Here is a 12,239-nt window from a genome sequence, read left to right as displayed (position 1 = left end):
CGTGGCTGTGGACCTCGCCGCCGCGCGGGGGCGTCACGAGCGGGTCCAGTCGCCGGACTTGCCGCCCGTCTTCTCCTCCACGCGGACGTCGGTGATGACCGCGCCCTTGTCGACGGCCTTCACCATGTCGATCACGGTGAGGCCGGCGACGGCGACCGCGGTCAGCGCCTCCATCTCCACGCCCGTGCGGTCGGTGGTCTTCACGGTGGCGAGGATCTCGACGGCGTCGTCGGCGACCTTCAGGTCCACCTTCACCCCGGAGACCGCCAGCGGGTGGCAGAGCGGGATCAGGTCGGGGGTCTTCTTCGCCCCCATGATCCCGGCGATCCGCGCGGTGGCGAGGGCGTCGCCCTTCGGCACGCCCTCGCCGCGCAGCAGCTCGATCACCCGGGGAGAGACCAGGACGCGGCCGCTGGCGCGCGCCGTGCGGGTGGTGACGTCTTTTGTCGATACGTCGACCATCCGGGCCGCGCCGGCCTCGTCGATGTGCGTCAGCCTGCTCTGCGTACTCATGTCTACGTGCCGCTCCCGCTCCGGGCCCCGAAACGCCGGGGCCTGTGTGGTGCAACACGCTACCCGCACCGGGCGGTCCTCAGCCGGGCAGGACCACAGGCCGAACAGGCTGCCCGGGGCCCCTGCGGGGCGCGGGCACCGGCCGGGCGGCACGCCCGGCCGGCACGGGACGGTCAGCCGAGCAGGATCACTTCCAGCTCGTCGCCCGGCTCCACCGAGGTGACGTCCTCCGGTACGACCATCAGCGAGTCGGCGTGCGCCAGCGCGGCGATCAGGTGGGAGCCCGATCCGCCGACCGGGCTGACCGTGCCGGTCTCGGCGTCGTACGTGCCGCGCAGGAACTGCCGGCGCGCGGCCGGGGAGCCGATCGGCTGGTCCGCCTTCAGCACGGCCCGCACGCTCGGCCGGCTGACCTGCGACGCCGGCAGCCCCATGAGGGCCCGGATCGCGGGACGCACGAACAGCTCGAAGGAGACGTACGAGGACACCGGGTTTCCGGGCAGGGCCATCAGCGGGGTGTGGTCGGGGCCGACCGTGCCGAAGCCCTGCGGCTTGCCGGGCTGCATCGCGAGTTTGCGGAAGTCCACGCCGCCGGCCTGCGGCTCCTCACCGTCGCCGGTGCCGGCGGCGGTGAGGGCCTCCTTGACCACGTCGTACGCGCCGACGCTGACCCCGCCCGTGGTAACCAGCAGGTCGGCGCGGATCAGCTGGTCCTCGATGGTGGCGCGCAGCGTGTCGGCGTCGTCGGCGACCGCGCCGACCCGGTACGCGATGGCGCCGGCGTCGCGGGCGGCGGCGGCCAGCGAGAAGCTGTTGGAGTCGTAGATCGTCCCGGCGGCCAGCGCCTCACCCGGCTGGACCAGCTCGCTGCCGGTGGACAGGACGACCACGCGCGGGCGCGGCCGGACCCGTACGGTGCCCCGGCCGATGGCGGCGAGCAGCGCGATCTGCGGCGGGCCGAGGACGGTGCCGGCGGCCAGCGCCAGGTCGCCGGCCTGTACGTCGCTGCCGCGGGCGCGGACGTGCGCCCGGGCCTCGGCCGCGCGGTGGACCCGTACCTCGCCGCCGGCGCCCTCGGGCGCGGAGCTGGCCGGGGTCATCCCGGAGGAGGCGCCGCCGCCCGTGCCGCCGTCGGTCCACTCGACCGGTACGACGGCTTCCGCGCCGGGCGGCAGCGGGGCGCCGGTCATGATGCGGGCGGCCTGGCCGGGGCCGACGGTGGGCAGCTCGCCGCTGCCCGCCGCGACGTCCCCGATGACCGTGAGCACCGCGGGGAACTCCTCGCTCGCGCCCTGGACGTCGGCCGTGCGGACGGCGTAGCCGTCCATGGAGCTGTTGTCGAAGGGCGGGAGGGCGACGGGCACGGTGACGTCCTCGACCAGGACGCAGCCCTGGGCGTCGAGCAGCTGGAGCTCGATGGGTTCCAGCGGCCGTACGGCCGCGAGGACGTCCGCGAGGTGCTCGTCCACCGACCACAGGCGGTGGTGGCCGGTGTCCTGCGGTGCGCTGCTGCTCAAGGTGCTACATCTCCTCCGTGACGTAACGGTGAAGCCAGGTGCGGAACTCCGGGCCCAGGTCCTCACGTTCGCACGCGAGTCGGACGATGGCCCGCAGGTAGTCCCCCCGGTCCCCGGTGTCGTAGCGGCGGCCGCGGAAGACCACGCCGTGCACCGGGCCGCCCACGCTCTCGTCGGCGGCCAGCTTCTGCAGGGCGTCGGTGAGCTGGATCTCCCCACCGCGGCCCGGCTCGGTCTCACGCAGTATGCCGAAGATCGCGGGGTGCAGGACGTAGCGTCCGATGACCGCGTAGTTGCTGGGGGCCTCGGCGGGCTCCGGCTTCTCGACGAGGCCGGTGACGCGGACGACGTCGTCCTCGTCGGTCGGCTCGACGGCGGCGCAGCCGTAGAGGTGCACGTGGGCGGGGTCGACCTCCATCAGGGCGATGACGGTGCCGCCGGTCTGCTCGTGGACGTCGACCATCCGGCGCAGCAGGGGGTCGCGGGGGTCGATGAGGTCGTCGCCGAGGAGGACGGCGAAGGGCTCGTTCCCGACGTGCGGCTCGGCGCACAGGACGGCGTGGCCGAGGCCGCGCGGGTCGCCCTGGCGGACGTAGTGCATGGTGGCGAGGTCGCTGGACTCCTGGACCTTCTTCAGCCGGTCGTCGTCGCCCTTGGCGATCAGGGCCGACTCCAGCTCGTAGTTGCGGTCGAAGTGGTCTTCAAGGGGCCGCTTGTTACGTCCTGTGATCATGAGGACGTCGTCGAGGCCGGCCGAGACGGCCTCCTCGACCACGTACTGGATCGCCGGCTTGTCCACGACCGGGAGCATTTCCTTGGGGGTCGCCTTGGTCGCCGGGAGGAAACGAGTACCGAGGCCCGCGGCCGGAATGACGGCTTTCTTGATCACGGGGTGCGACTGAGTCATGGGCAGAACGATAGTGGGTCGCACCGAACACCCGGCCAGATTCCGGTAAATACATCCGACTCTGTCCCGATAGAAAAGGAAATGTGACTCAACCGTGGTAGAGCAGTCGCCCGAAATCCCCCCGTTCCCACCCGAAAAGGGCCCCCTGCGCCGGGAACTCCTCGCCGCCCGCCGGGCCTTGTCGCCCGAGTCCCGCCGTACGGCGGCCCGCGCGCTCGCGCGCTCCGCGCTGGCGCTGCCCGAGCTGGCCGGCGCGCGCACGGTGGCCGCGTACGTCTCCGTCGGCGCGGAACCGGGCACCCGCGAGCTGCTCGACGCGCTGCGGGACGCCGGGAAGCGGGTGCTGCTGCCCCTGCTGCTGCCCGACAACGACCTCGACTGGGCGGCGTACGAGGGCCCGGACAGCCTCGCCGAGGCCGCGCACCCGGGGAAGATGCGGCTGCTGGAGCCCTCCGGTCCCCCGCTGGGCCCGCAGGCCGTCACCGGCGCGGACGCGGTACTGCTGCCAGGGCTGGCGGTGGACCGGCGCGGGATGCGGCTCGGGCGCGGCGGGGGCTCGTACGACCGGGTGCTGGCGCGGCTGGAGCGGGCCGGCGCGCATCCGGCGCTGGTGGTGCTCCTCTACGACGAAGAGGTGGTCGCGCGGGTCCCGGAGGAACCGCACGACCACCCCGTCCAGGCGGTCGCCACCCCGTCGGGGGTGGTGCGCTTCACGCCCTGATCACGGCATCCGGAGCGCCGGGTCCGGATCGGGGCGCGCCGCTCACGGCTTGAGCGTCAGGGTGTCCACTGTCGACTTGTCGACGGCGTCCTTCCCGAACGGCCAGTCCAGCAGTTCGCCCTTGGCCCACATCGTCGTCTGGTCGGTGTAGCTGCCGTCATACGCGTGGCCCGAGGCGCCGGTCAGGTTGATCCAGCGGGACTTGTCCAGGTCGTTGAGGTTCACGACCATCCGCATCGACGGCACCCAGGTGACGTCGTACCCGCTGGAGGCGTTCCAGCCGGTGGCGTTGACGGTGGCCTCGCCGCCGCCCAGGTTCCACGGGCCGCGGTTGAGGACCCACTGCATGAAGCCGGGTCCCTCCTTGCCGATGGTCTGGTTCTTCAGCGTCAGCTGGTGCAGCCGGCCCCAGCTCCAGGTCGACTGGTCCTTGCCGAGCTTGGCGGTCAGCTCCCAGCGCGCGTCCTCCATGGCGCGGGCGAAGAGCTCGTCGCGGGTCTTGATCGGCTTGTCGTGGACGGTCTTCGGGGTGGCCGTCCACCACGGCGACTTCTCGTCCTTGACCAGGCGGCGGACCACCTCGAACCAGCGGTCGCCGCCGTCCGGCTGCGCGGAGTCGGAGCCGCGGGTGCCGCACTCGCGGACGGTCTTGGCGAGGTCGTCGTTCGGGCCGGTGCTCTCCTCGATGACGTTCATGCAGCTGCCCTCGACGCGCAGCTCCTTCGGCATCTTGTCGCCGAACGCCAGCTTGAGGATGTTGCGCCAGACCGCGTTGAAGTAGGCGGCCGCCGCGGAGTCGTTCTCCTGGGTGTAGTTCCACCCCTCCAGCAGCTTCTGCGCCGAGCGCACGTCCGGGTCGGAGACCGGGATCTTGGCCAGCATCGGGGTCAGCAGCGCGGCGATCTCGCTGCTGTTGTCCATCTGCATGGTGCGCATGTCGTCGGTGGAGATCTTGCCGCTGTCCTTGACCTTCGCCTCGATGAGGTCGTTGATCCGCTGGCTGCGGGCGCCGTAGCCCCAGTCGGTGGTCAGCACGTACGGGTACTTGCCCGCGCCCGTGCCGGACTCGGTGACGGCCTGGTTGGCGGTGACGATGTAGCCGCGCTGCGGGTTGAGCTCCCAGGGCAGCTCGTTCTGCGGGACGTAGCCGGCGTTGCCGTCGCGGCCGCCCTTCCAGGCGTACTTGGGGTCCCAGCCGGGGGCCGGCACGCGGCCGTCGCCCTGGCCGCGGACCGGGATGCGGCCCGGGGCCTGGTAGCCGATGTTGCCGTTGGCACCCTTGTTGTCGGCGTAGATCAGGTTCTGCGACGGGACCTCGAAGTCCGCGGCCGCGGCCCGGAAGCTCGCGAAGTCCTTGGCGCGGTCGATCCTGAAGACGGCGTCCATCGACTTGCCCGGGTCCAGGGCGGTCCAGCGCAGGGCCACGGCGTAGCCGGTGCCGCGGTCGGGGGCCGAGCTCGGGACGGGGGCGCGGGAGCCGACGGTTTCGAGCTCGTCGCTGCGGTCGGAGATCAGCGGTCCGTTGTTGGTGGTGCGGACGGTGATCTTCTTGCTCTTGCCGCCCGCGACCTTGATCTCCTCTTCACGGGTGGTGAAGGGGACGACCTTGTTGTCGTAGACGTAGCCCTCGGGACGGACCTGCTCCAGGTAGAGGTCGGTGACGTCGGCGCCGAGGTTGGTCATGCCCCAGGCGATGTCGGCGTTGTGGCCGATGACCACGCCCGGCATGCCGGAGAAGGTGAAGCCGGCGACATCGTACTGGCACTGGGCCGAGACGGCGCGGCAGTGCAGGCCCATCTGGTACCAGACCGAGGGCAGCTGCGGGGACAGGTGCGGGTCGTTCGCGAGCAGCGGCTTGCCGGTGGTCGTGTACTTGCCGGAGACGACCCAGGAGTTGGAGCCGATGCCGCTGCCGTTGGGGCCGAGGATGGCCGGGATGTCGTCCAGGGTCTTGGACAGGGCGGTCAGCTGCGTGCGCAGGCCGACGGTCGCGCCCTGGGCGCTCGCGTTGTCGGCGAGGCCGGTGGCGGGGTTGACGCCGCCGTTGGGGGTGGCCTGCGAGCCGGCGCCGGTTGCCGCGCCCGCGGTGGAGCCGGCGGTGCCGCCCGTGCCGGTGCCGGTGCCGGTCGTACCGGTGCCCGTGGCGCCCGTGCCGGTGCCCGCCGCGGCGGAGCCGGCGGTGCCCTGGGGGGCGTACTTGCCGCCCGCGACGCTGCCGCCCTCGACGATCGGCTTGTTCCGGTCGAAGGGGTACGCCGGGTAGAGCTCGTCGATCTGCGCCTGCGTGAGCTTGTTCGCCATCAGCGAGCGGTCGATCTCGTCCTGCATGTTCCCGCGCAGGTCCCAGGCCATCGCCTTGAGCCAGGCCACCGAGTCGACCGGCGTCCACTGCTCGGGCTTGTAGCCGTCGGTGAGCTTGAGGGCGGCGTGTTCGAGGGAGAGGCCCTTGCCGGACTTCCCCTTCAGGTACGCGTTGACCCCGTCGGCGTAGGCCTGGAGGTACTTCTTCGTCTCGGGCGAGAGCTTCTTGTCGTACTCCTCCTGCGCGACCTGGCGCCAGCCGAGGGTGCGCAGGAAGGCGTCGGTCTCGACCTGTCCGGAGCCGAACATCTCGGAGAGCCGGCCGGAGGTCATGTGACGGCGTACGTCCATCTCCCAGAACCGGTCCTGCGCGTGCACGAAGCCCTGCGCGCGGAAGAGGTCCTCGTCGCGGTCGGCGTAGAGCTGGGGAATGCCGTGCTCGTCGCGCTTGACGTCGACGGTCCCGGTCAGGCCTGGGACCTTGAGGGAGCCGGTGGTCTGCGGGAACGAAGCGCGCACGGTGTCCACGCTCCAGTACGCGCCGTAGCCGAGGCCCGCCAAGAGCGCCAGGACCAAGACGAGCACGAGCAGGCGTGCGCGTCGTCCCTTCTTCTTGACGGAAGGTCCGGATTCTTTGGCGGGCATCGCTGTCCTTCGAGGGGCAGGGTGGTCCTGGGAGTTCTGGGAGCAACCATAGGCGCAGGACCGCCTCCGTTGATCCGCCAGGGGTCAAGGTCCATAGGACAGGGGCGAACAGCCGTTTCACAATGTGGGTATCGCGTAAAGAGTCCGTCAAAGATTAGGTAAGGTAACGAAGCACTTGCCGAATACGCCGCTGGTGGAACGTTCCGCCGGACGCGCTTTGAGGAAAGGGCCACCCACTGACTGTCCACACGCTCAATGAGCTCCTGCTGGTCTGCTCGCTCGTGCTGCTCGTCGCCGTCGCGGCGGTACGCATCTCTTCACGCAGCGGCCTCCCCAGCCTGCTCATCTACCTCGGCATAGGCATAGCGATAGGCCAGGACGGCATCGGCAACGTCGTATTCGACAACGCCGAGCTGACGCAGGTCATCGGCTATGCCGCGCTCGTCGTGATCCTCGCCGAGGGCGGTCTGGGCACCAAGTGGAAAGAGATCAGACCGGCCCTGCCGCAGGCGGTCGTCCTGTCGCTGGTCGGCGTCGCGGTCAGCGTCGGGGTCACCGCCGCCGGCGCGCACTACCTGGTCGGACTCGAATGGCGGCAGTCGCTGCTGATCGGCGCGGTCGTCTCCTCGACCGACGCGGCGGCGGTCTTCTCGGTCCTGCGGAAGGTCCCGCTCCCCTCGCGCGTGACGGGCGTACTGGAGGCCGAGTCCGGTTTCAACGACGCTCCCGTCGTCATCCTGGTGGTGGCCTTCGCGACGGTCGGGCCGGTGGACGCGTGGTACGTGCTGGTCGGCAAGATCGCGCTGGAGCTGGCGATCGGCGCCGCGATAGGCCTGGCGGTGGGTTTCCTGGGGGCGTTCGGACTGCGGCACGTGGCCCTGCCCGCCTCCGGCCTGTACCCGATCGCCGTGATGGCGATAGCCGTGAGCGCGTACGCGGCCGGCGCGATGGCGCACGGCTCCGGCTTCCTCGCGGTGTACCTGGCGGCGATGGTGCTGGGGAACGCGAAGCTGCCGCACTGGCCGGCCACGCGGGGGTTCGCGGACGGGCTGGGCTGGATTGCGCAGATCGGCATGTTCGTGCTGCTGGGCCTGCTGGTGACGCCGCACGAGCTGGCGGGGGACTTCTGGCCCGCCGTGATCATCGGACTGGTGCTGACGATGGTGGCGCGGCCGCTGGAGGTGTTCGCCAGTCTGCTGCCGTTCCGGGTCGCGTGGCAGGAGCAGGTGCTGATGTCGTGGGCGGGGCTGCGCGGCGCCGTGCCGATCATCCTGGCGACGATCCCGATGGTGACGGGGATCGAGGGCAGCGACCGGGTCTTCAACATCGTCTTCGTGCTCGTGGTCGTCTACACGCTGGTCCAGGGCCCCACCCTGCCGTGGCTGGCGCGCAAGCTGAACCTGCGCGAGACGGACGAGGCCGCGGCGGACCTGGGCATCGAGTCGGCGCCGCTGGAGAAGCTGCGCGGGCACCTGCTGTCGTTCGCGATACCCGAGGCCTCGCGGATGCACGGCGTGGAGGTCGGCGAGCTGCGGCTGCCGGCCGGGGCCTCGGTGACGCTGGTGGTCCGGGACTCGAAGAGCTTCGTGCCCGCGCCGTCGACGGTGCTGCGCCGGGGGGACGAGCTGCTGGTGGTGGCCACGGATCCGGTGCGGGACGCGGCGGAGGCGCGGCTGCGGGCGGTGGCGCGCGGAGGCAAGCTGGCGGGGTGGCTGGGTACCGGTGGCGGAACGTCACTCTAGGTACCGGAGGGTGGCCGTCACGGCCGTCCGGGCGGCGGTTTCTGGTTAGAGCGGCATTCTAAAACAGCCATTTTCGGTGGCTTGCAACCGACCTTGCCCCCATATCGGAGGGTCGGAATGCGAAGTTCCAGTTAATCGCAGGTGAAGACATGCCTTGTCACCGTAATCACAGGGCGTGGTAGTGGATTCCCCTGTAGGATGAAGGCACACCAGATCGAACCAACTCTGCCTGACGCAGAGCTGGCGCGACCGCAAAGCGGCCGTGGCTCCCTCCCGCAGTGGGCGCCCAGGTATCACTCGGTTCTGCGCAAGAGGACAGCTCTCGGGGCTCCCACATGTACGGGTGCGGTCGCTCACAAGGCGGCCGGCCGTCCGCAGACGGGGACGCTCTACCAGGCAGCGGAAAGGCCAGGCCGTGACATCCGCGGTCACGACCGACACGTCCGCCCGACCCGGCTACGGGCAGCTCCTGCGCACGCCCGGTGCTCTCTCCTTCGTCCTCCCCGGCTTCGCCGCCCGCCTGCCGTTCGGCATGCTGACCATCAGCATCCTGCTGCTCGTCCAGCACGCCACCGGCTCCTACGGCGACGCGGGAATCGTCTCCGCCGTCACCGGCGTCTCCATGGCCCTGTTCGCCCCGGTCATGGGCAAGCTCACCGACCGCCGCGGCCAGAGCGCCGTCCTCGTGCCGGGCGTCCTCGTCCACGCCGCCGCGGTCTGCGCTCTGACCGCGCTGGCCCTCGTCGGCGCCCCGCTGTGGGCGCTCGCGCTGGCCGCCGTCCCGGCCGGCGCCTCCGTCCCGCAGGTCGGCCCCATGGTCCGGACCCGCTGGGCCGCCAAGCTGGAGGGCTCCCCGCTGCTGCCGACGGCGGCCGCGTTCGAGTCCGTCACCGACGAGTTCACCTTCGTCGTCGGCCCGGTGCTCGCCACCGCGCTGTGCACCGGCGTCCACCCGGCGGCCGGCCTGGCCACCGAGGCGGCCCTGACCCTGCTCGGCGGCCTGTTCTTCGCCGCGCAGCGCTCCACCGAGCCGAAGGCCGCCCCGGCGGCGGCCCACGGCGAGAAGCACGCCTCCGCCCTGTCCTTCCCCGGCCTGCGCGTCCTGATCGTCGCGTTCCTCGGCATCGGCGCCGTCTTCGGCGGCATGCAGGTCTCCCTCACCGCCTTCGCCGGCGAGATCGGCAACCCGGGCGCCAACGGTCTGCTGTACGGCGTCTTCGCGGCCGGCAACATGATCGCGGGCATCACCATGGGCGCCGTCGCCTGGAAGATCGGCCCGCGCCGCCGCCTGATCCTGGGCTACGCCGGCCTGACCGCCGCCGCCTCGGTCCTGTGGGCCGTGAACTCGGCCGTCCTGATGGGCGCCGTCGGCATGCTCGTGGGTCTGTGCATCGCCCCCGCGCTGATCACCGGCTACACGATGATCGAGCAGCTGGTCCCGGCGGCCTCGCGCACCGAGGCCTTCACCTGGCTGACCGGCGCGGTCGCCTTCGGTCAGGCCGTCGCGGTGATCGTGGCCGGCCGCCTGACGGACGCGCACGGGTCCTCGTACGGCTTCCTGGTGCCGCTGGCCGCCACCGCGCTGGCTCTGGCCACGCTGCTGGCGCTGCGCGCGAAGCTCGCGCCGGCGGCCCCGAGCCGCATCGTGAGCTCCTCCGCGCCGGCCGCCACCGCGGCGAAGAAGGCCGGCCCGGAGGGTGCTGCCGAGCGTGGCTTCGGTCACCGCACGCCCGTGACGGTGGACTGATCCGCCGGAATACGTCACCATGGATCGTCGTTAGCACTCATCGAGTCAGAGTGCCAGGAGGAAATTCGTGCCGACCTACCAGTACCAGTGCACCGAGTGCGGTGAGGGCCTTGAGGCCGTGCAGAAGTTCACCGATGAAGCGCTGACCGTTTGCCCGAGCTGCGACGGACGCCTGAAGAAGGTGTTCTCCGCCGTCGGCATCGTCTTCAAGGGCTCCGGTTTCTACCGGAACGACAGCCGTGGCGCCTCGTCGAGCAGCACGCCCGCCTCGAAGTCGTCTTCCTCGTCGTCCACGACGACGTCGACCGCTTCGGCCCCGGCCGCCGCATCCTCCTCGACATCCACGAGCACGGGCGGCAGCTCCAGCTCGGCCGCCTGATCCCGTACGTCTTCCGTAAGGCCCCGTTCGCCCTCCTGGGCGGCGGGGCCTTTCGCGTCCCCCGTTAGGGTGGCCGCATGGTGAACGCAGAGATCGGTGTAATCGGCGGCTCGGGCTTCTACTCCTTCCTGGAGGACGTCTCCGAGATCCAGGTCGAGACCCCTTACGGGCCTCCGAGCGACTCCCTGTACCTGGGCGAGCTGGCCGGCCGGCAGGTGGCGTTCCTGCCGCGGCACGGGCGCAGCCACACCGTGCCGCCGCACAAGATCAACTACCGGGCCAACCTGTGGGCGCTGCGCTCGGTCGGCGTCCGGCAGGTGCTGGGCCCGTGCGCGGTGGGCGGCCTGCGGGCGGAGTACGGGCCGGGGACGCTGCTGGTCCCGGACCAGCTGGTCGACCGTACGAAGACCCGTGTGCAGACCTTCTTCGACGGGGAGCCGCTGCCGGACGGGAGCGTCCCGAACGTCGTGCACACCACCTTCGCCGACCCGTACTGCCCGGTGGGGCGCTCGGTGGCGCTCGCGGCGGCGCGCGGGCGGGAGTGGGAGCCGGTGGACGGCGGCACCATGGTCGTCGTGGAAGGGCCGCGGTTCTCGACGCGCGCGGAGTCCCGGTGGCACGCGGCGGCCGGCTGGTCGGTGGTCGGCATGACCGGGCACCCGGAGGCGGTCCTCGCCCGTGAGCTGGGGCTCTGCTACACCTCGATGGCCCTGGTCACAGACCTGGACGCGGGTGCCGAGACGGGTGAGGGCGTCTCCCACGCTGAGGTCCTGAAGGTGTTCGGCGAGAACGTCAGCCGGCTGCGCGAGGTCCTCTTCGACGCGGTCGCGGCCCTCCCTGCGACGGAGGACCGCGACTGCCTGTGCACCCACGCCCACGACGGCTGGGACCTCGGCATCGAACTGCCGTAGGCGGGCCGTAGGCCGGACGGATGCCGGTCGCGGTCCTGCTGGAGGCCCGCCGGGGTCCTGCTGGAGGCCCGTCGGGGTCGATTCCTCGGCGGGTGTCACGTTCCGCGGGGCTGTCCTGTCTCCATGGCGAAGGGGTCGACAGGACCCCCCTCCGGAAGAGGCCAGCCATGCCGCGCATCTCGCTCACCCCGCCCCGCACCCTCCTCATGCGCATCGGCGCCTGGTACTCGCGCCGGACCTACGGCAAGGTGCTCGACCCCGGCCAGGCGTACGGGCACAACTCGCGCGTGCTGTTCGCGTACGTCCGGATGGAGCAGCGGGCGGCGAAGTGGAACACGCTCGACGCCGGGCTCAAGCACCTCGCCGTGATGGCCTGCGCCGCCCGGATCAACTGCTCGTGGTGCATGGACTTCGGCTACTGGGAGGGCCACGAGCTGGGCTTGTCGCCGGAGAAGATCGAACGGGTGCCTCGGTGGCGCGAGGCCCGCGATGTGTTCAGCGAGCTTGAGCTGCTGGTCATGGAGTACGCGGAGGCGATGACGGAGACCGAACCGACGGTCACCGACGAGCTGGCCGCCGAACTCGTCGCGCGGCTCGGCGAGGCGGCGTTCGTCGAACTCACCGCCGTGGTCGCGCTGGAGAACTGGCGCTCGCGGGTGAACAGCGCCTTCGGTCTGACCAGCCAGGGTTTCTCGGAGGCCTGCCGGGTGCCGGGCCCTGAGCGGCCGGTCGGGGGGCCTTACCCCTGCGGGTGAACGGGTTGTCCACAACCTGGGGATCGTCCACAGGTCCGTGCGGGCACCTGCGGAGGGGCGGATCGTGGGAGGGTCCGGGCGCTGGGCCCGGACACCGGATC

At 71.3% G+C, this 12,239-nt stretch carries 10 protein-coding genes; 6 read left to right on the top strand and 4 right to left on the bottom strand.

Features of this window, described 5'->3' with window-relative positions:
- Window positions 1-33 precede the first annotated feature (33 nt).
- The 3 genes from moaC to galU form a co-directional block, all read right to left on the bottom strand.
- Entirely contained in the window at window positions 34-513 is a 480-nt protein-coding gene (moaC, locus tag AB0F18_RS15360) for a cyclic pyranopterin monophosphate synthase MoaC (RefSeq protein WP_344151322.1), read from the bottom strand.
- Between the two features lie 173 nt (window positions 514-686).
- The gene (gene glp, locus AB0F18_RS15355) at window positions 687-2,030 is read right to left on the bottom strand and encodes a gephyrin-like molybdotransferase Glp (RefSeq protein ID WP_362059896.1); all 1,344 of its coding nucleotides are present in this window, start codon (window positions 2,028-2,030) and stop codon (window positions 687-689) included.
- A gap of 4 nt (window positions 2,031-2,034) precedes the next feature.
- Window positions 2,035-2,937, bottom strand: a complete 903-nt coding sequence (gene galU, locus AB0F18_RS15350; protein WP_362059893.1) for a UTP--glucose-1-phosphate uridylyltransferase GalU — start codon at window positions 2,935-2,937, stop codon at window positions 2,035-2,037.
- A 94-nt stretch (window positions 2,938-3,031) separates the two neighbouring features.
- Here galU and AB0F18_RS15345 point away from each other — a divergent pair, with 94 nt between their 5' ends.
- The gene (locus AB0F18_RS15345; RefSeq protein ID WP_362059890.1) at window positions 3,032-3,658 is read left to right on the top strand and encodes a 5-formyltetrahydrofolate cyclo-ligase; all 627 of its coding nucleotides are present in this window, start codon (window positions 3,032-3,034) and stop codon (window positions 3,656-3,658) included.
- A 42-nt stretch (window positions 3,659-3,700) separates the two neighbouring features.
- On the opposite strand, the gene AB0F18_RS15340 is transcribed toward AB0F18_RS15345, so the two are convergent.
- Complete coding sequence (locus AB0F18_RS15340; RefSeq protein ID WP_362059887.1) at window positions 3,701-6,604, bottom strand: penicillin acylase family protein; 2,904 nt, start codon at window positions 6,602-6,604, stop codon at window positions 3,701-3,703.
- 281 nt (window positions 6,605-6,885) lie between these two features.
- On the opposite strand from AB0F18_RS15340, the gene AB0F18_RS15335 reads away from it, so the two are divergent.
- From AB0F18_RS15335 to AB0F18_RS15315, 5 genes are all read left to right on the top strand, one after another.
- The gene (locus AB0F18_RS15335) at window positions 6,886-8,346 is read left to right on the top strand and encodes a potassium/proton antiporter (RefSeq protein WP_362059884.1); all 1,461 of its coding nucleotides are present in this window, start codon (window positions 6,886-6,888) and stop codon (window positions 8,344-8,346) included.
- A 415-nt stretch (window positions 8,347-8,761) separates the two neighbouring features.
- A complete protein-coding gene (locus AB0F18_RS15330; protein ID WP_362059881.1) occupies window positions 8,762-10,093 on the top strand; it encodes an MFS transporter in 1,332 nt (443 codons plus the stop codon).
- 67 nt (window positions 10,094-10,160) lie between these two features.
- Window positions 10,161-10,472 (top strand): FmdB family zinc ribbon protein, encoded by a 312-nt coding sequence (locus tag AB0F18_RS15325; RefSeq protein ID WP_362059878.1) that lies wholly within the window; start codon window positions 10,161-10,163, stop codon window positions 10,470-10,472.
- 77 nt (window positions 10,473-10,549) lie between these two features.
- Window positions 10,550-11,383: an S-methyl-5'-thioadenosine phosphorylase gene (locus AB0F18_RS15320; protein WP_362059875.1), complete on the top strand. Its 834-nt coding sequence runs from the start codon at window positions 10,550-10,552 to the stop codon at window positions 11,381-11,383.
- Window positions 11,384-11,550: 167 nt separating this feature from the next.
- A complete protein-coding gene (locus AB0F18_RS15315; RefSeq protein ID WP_362059872.1) occupies window positions 11,551-12,138 on the top strand; it encodes a carboxymuconolactone decarboxylase family protein in 588 nt (195 codons plus the stop codon).
- The last annotated feature ends 101 nt before the right edge of the window (window positions 12,139-12,239 follow it).

Source organism: Streptomyces sp. NPDC029216 (assembly GCF_040648015.1).
In the GTDB taxonomy this organism is placed as follows: domain Bacteria; phylum Actinomycetota; class Actinomycetes; order Streptomycetales; family Streptomycetaceae; genus Streptomyces.
The sequence above is the reverse complement of the archived record's forward strand: the minus strand, read 5'-3'. Positions and strand labels throughout refer to the sequence as shown.

What these genes read in the sequence shown, in the direction of transcription:
- moaC (WP_344151322.1), bottom strand. Translation starts at nt 513, where the DNA reads ATGAGTACGCAGAGCAGGCTGACGCACATCGACGAGGCCGGCGCGGCC.
- galU (WP_362059893.1), bottom strand. Translation starts at nt 2,937, where the DNA reads ATGACTCAGTCGCACCCCGTGATCAAGAAAGCCGTCATTCCGGCCGCG.
- AB0F18_RS15340 (WP_362059887.1), bottom strand. Translation starts at nt 6,604, where the DNA reads ATGCCCGCCAAAGAATCCGGACCTTCCGTCAAGAAGAAGGGACGACGC.
- AB0F18_RS15320 (WP_362059875.1), top strand. Translation starts at nt 10,550, where the DNA reads ATGGTGAACGCAGAGATCGGTGTAATCGGCGGCTCGGGCTTCTACTCC.
- AB0F18_RS15315 (WP_362059872.1), top strand. Translation starts at nt 11,551, where the DNA reads ATGCCGCGCATCTCGCTCACCCCGCCCCGCACCCTCCTCATGCGCATC.